Source organism: Mesorhizobium sp. M7A.F.Ca.US.014.04.1.1, assembly GCF_003998745.1.
Taxonomy (GTDB): domain Bacteria; phylum Pseudomonadota; class Alphaproteobacteria; order Rhizobiales; family Rhizobiaceae; genus Mesorhizobium; species Mesorhizobium ciceri.
Genome location: NZ_RZRW01001055.1, coordinates 1 through 1,178, shown reverse-complemented (window position 1 = coordinate 1,178; position 1,178 = coordinate 1). Strand labels below are relative to the sequence as shown.

2 protein-coding genes and 1 pseudogene are annotated in these 1,178 nt (G+C 63.8%); 2 read left to right on the top strand and 1 reads right to left on the bottom strand.

Going from position 1 to position 1,178, the window contains the following annotated elements; all coding sequences use genetic code 11:
• The coding region (locus tag EOA22_RS34420) for an AraC family ligand binding domain-containing protein (RefSeq protein WP_206521500.1) at positions 1-289 on the bottom strand (289 nt) is incomplete at its 3' end.
• A gap of 86 nt (positions 290-375) precedes the next feature.
• Between EOA22_RS34420 and EOA22_RS34415 the strand changes: the two genes are divergently transcribed.
• Together EOA22_RS34415 and EOA22_RS39330 are read left to right on the top strand one after the other, a co-directional pair.
• The gene (locus EOA22_RS34415) at positions 376-906 is read left to right on the top strand and encodes a hypothetical protein (protein WP_063167938.1); all 531 of its coding nucleotides are present in this window, start codon (positions 376-378) and stop codon (positions 904-906) included.
• A gap of 160 nt (positions 907-1,066) precedes the next feature.
• Positions 1,067-1,178: pseudogene (locus EOA22_RS39330) on the top strand (MarC family protein); the annotation flags it as partial.

The window sequence follows — 1,178 nt, the reverse complement described above, 5'->3', positions numbered from 1 at the left end:
TCCGTTCCATGTAGGACGGCCGGAAATGGAACGAGAGGCAACGGTCGCCGCTGCCATGCTCGTGCCCGCATTCGTAACATGTGCCGGGATTGCCGAGCAGGAGCGCGCCGGGCGCCAGCATCGCCGTGCCTTGCTGGGCACGGTAGCGAAACGTGCCGCTGGTGACCGCGGCGACACAGAAATCCTGATGCGCTTCCTCGAACGGCCGGTCGCCGGCGCTAGCCGTGCAGATCACATCCGCCACATGCCAGCCGGGTCCGGATGCGAGCGTATGCGTGGTCGCTGTCATGACCGGAATATAGCAATTTTTCCCAAGCCCAGAACCTCGTAACCGCCTATTCCCTCCCAATCTCCTGACAAGAAGAGGCCACAACCATGTTCGATCAATCTTCGTTTGCCGATGCCCTGCATAGCCCCGGACCGATCGAAGGCCTTGCCGAAAAACTGAGCCTTTACGGCCGCTTCGTCGGCGCCTGGACTTTCGACGCCTCGCGCCACCTCGAGGACGGAACGGTGCTGACAGGGCGTGGCGAGGTGCATTTCGGCTGGGTGCTGGAAGGCCGGGCGATCCAGGACGTCTGGATCCTGCCCGCGCGGGACACTGGTTCCCAGCCTTCGCTCGGCAAATGGACTTTTTATGGCACGACGCTGCGCGTCTATGATCCCGGCGCGGATGCCTGGCACATCTTCTGGAGCGACCCGCCCAACCAGTATTTCAGCCGCCAGCTCGGCCGCGCCGAGGGTGACACGATCGTGCAAGTGGGCGCCGACGGCACCGGTAGCTCCGTACGCTGGGGCTTTTCACGCATCACCGAAAACGCCTTCCGATGGCTGGGCGAGCGCTCGCACGACAATGGCGCGACATGGCGGCTGGAGGTCGAGTTCCTGGCGCGCCGAGCGGTTTGATCGCCGAAGAATGCAGCAGCCCGGAATCAAAGCGTCGCGACCCTGTGCGCCCTCCGCTGTCTCGCCGGCATCAACCACTTTCTCACGAACAGTTCCCACCGAACGGGCTTTGCTCTACCAATTATCCTGGTACGGGCACGGCCCGGCGGGAGGGTCAGAGATGCCGAGTTTCGACAGCCTGTTCAACGCGTTCGTCACCATTCTCGTGACCATCGATCCGCCCGGCCTGGCGCCGCTGTTCCTCGCCGTGACGCGCGGCATGAACCGCGAGG

Bases quoted from the DNA above. Each gene is read 5' to 3' on its own strand.
- EOA22_RS34415 (WP_063167938.1), top strand. From the start codon at position 376: ATGTTCGATCAATCTTCGTTTGCCGATGCCCTGCATAGCCCCGGACCG.